This is a genomic window from Pedobacter sp. BS3 (assembly GCF_008274585.1).
In the GTDB taxonomy this organism is placed as follows: Bacteria; Bacteroidota; Bacteroidia; order Sphingobacteriales; family Sphingobacteriaceae; genus Hufsiella_A.
The window spans coordinates 1-2,137 of the sequence record NZ_VTRT01000018.1; the positions used below are offsets into that span (position 1 = coordinate 1).

At 45.5% G+C, this 2,137-nt stretch carries 2 protein-coding genes; both read right to left on the bottom strand.

The annotated features are described in order from the left end of the window. The coding region (locus FW774_RS20220; protein WP_187774972.1) for a discoidin domain-containing protein at positions 1 to 1,073 on the bottom strand (1,073 nt) is incomplete at its 3' end. A 16-nt stretch (positions 1,074 to 1,089) separates the two neighbouring features. Beyond that, the gene (locus FW774_RS20225; protein WP_149350345.1) at positions 1,090 to 1,956 is read right to left on the bottom strand and encodes a glycerophosphodiester phosphodiesterase family protein; all 867 of its coding nucleotides are present in this window, start codon (positions 1,954 to 1,956) and stop codon (positions 1,090 to 1,092) included. Between the last annotated feature and the right edge of the window lie 181 nt (positions 1,957 to 2,137).

A 2,137-nucleotide genomic window follows, 5' to 3' on the forward strand; every position in this document is an offset into this window, starting at 1 on the left:
TCTGAAGGGGAAACTTCCTTTTTATCGGGGAAGGCTACGGTGGTAATATCGCTGGTGTAATAGTCATACCCGGGACGAGGCAATACGTATTGACCGGGGATTGCTGAGTACATCGTGGTCATGCTGAATCCGTCGTTTAGCGCTGCTGCTGTATAACCGAAGTCTTCGATGGAGCCGGATGTGGTTACGGTGGCCTGAGGGGCTGTATTTTTACTGCCGGCAATGACTTCGATTTCATCCAGCGATAGCAGGTATTGTTTTTTGCCTCCACGGAGAACGGAATAGTTCTTCTGTGTAGTTAACCGGATGTAACGGGCTTTTACTTTTTTTTGCTTTAAGGATACTACCTGGTTACCGGGACCGGGCTGACCGCCGGATTGTGAATAATAGCTGCGCTTATCGGAGAAATCGGAACGATTGGCTACTTCGATCCTGTATTGCTGTGGAAAGCCGAAGCTTTTCTTTCCCTGGTTATCGAACGGGTGCAGGCGTATTTCGGTTATTTCCTGTACTGCTCCTAAATCGAGCTGTACCCACTTGGGCTCCTCGGTATCTGAAAGGGTGGAATGCCAGGCTTTGGCTTTGCCGGCCGGATGGTTATCCATCAGCAGCACAATGGGTTTGCCTGTTCCCTGTACCTGGATCTCGCTGTAGGCGATGTGCTGAACGGCCTGATCGGGCTTGACCCAGGGCCCGCCGCTGTGGCACCAGCCGGGGCCTAACTGGGTGGAAATGGTTAAGCCTAAGCGGGCGGATTCTTCGGCGGCAAACTGCCAGGTCTTGAAAAATTCGGGGGTTTGGGATATGATGGGGTTGGGCATGTGATGATCGCTCCACATTTGGCGGTCTTTGGTCTCGCTGCCGACCAGCATGATCAGGGTTCCGCTTAAGCCGAACTTTTTGAATTGTTCCAAGTCGGAGGTTATGCCTTTTCTGGTTACCATATCGTTGATCCAGTCCCAGAATATCCAGGGCCGGTACGTATCTGACGGGTTTTGGAATTGCCGCACATCCTGGCTGTAGCCAGTAAAAGGTAATAAAAGAAAGAGGAAAATTATCGGTTTAGACTTCATACGTATATCGCTACATTTAAAACAGATCAGGATAATCTGAGATGATACCATCAACACCCATCGCTTTCAGGGTTTCAATTTCTTCTTTGGTATTTACTGTCCAGGGAATAACTTTCATTCCTTTTTGGTGACATTGCTGCACCAGTTCACTGGTTACCAACGGATAATACGGACTATATATATCCGGCACGAAGGTTAATTTTTTAAGATTGGTTTCCAGGTCGCCTTTACCAACCAGGTAAGATATTTTCACCTTATAATCACGATGCACAATCTCCAGCATCCCAATATCAAAGGACTGAAGCATCATGCGTTTCTGAATCTTCTTATCGTGAATAATTGCCATTATTTTTTTAATAAACTCTTCGCGGAAAGCCGTTTTATCTGTATTTTCTGGTACAGCTAATTTGGCTTCAATGTTATATCCGGGCGGCTTCAGGTGCTTACTTTTAGCATACGCTTCTACCGAATCAAGCAGATCTGAAAACAAGGGAATTACCGTATGCATTTTCTTTTGCCCCGGAAACTCCGGGTGCGGCTTGGAACCGGTATCAAACTTTTGTATTTCATCGTAGGTCAGGTTATATAACCGGTATTTTTTCTCGTCTGCTTTAGGGATAGGATTACCGTTTGGATCTAAGGCGAAAACGGATGAAATGTAATTATCGTGCGATACGATCACTTTCCCATCCTTAGTATACGATAAGTCTAATTCAAGCGTAGCGCCTAAATCAAGGGCATTTTTCATGGCAGCAACAGAATTTTCGGGCATCAGTCCACGCCCTCCCCGGTGTGCCTGCGGATCAAATTTTTGTTGGGCCTGAGCAGTTGCAAAAACCGGAATCATGAGCAGTACAGCAAGCTTATTATAATGTCTCTTCATGTATATTAAGTCAAAAATCAAAGTTCAAGAGTTAAAAGTAACGATTAAGGAACCTCCGTATTACCTCAATCACGAAATAAGGAGCCAGACAGCAATACAAGCTGCCTGGCTTTAACAGCTACCTGGTAACTGTTATCTTACTATGGGAAAAAGATTCACAGGTATTATGCATTTATTTTTC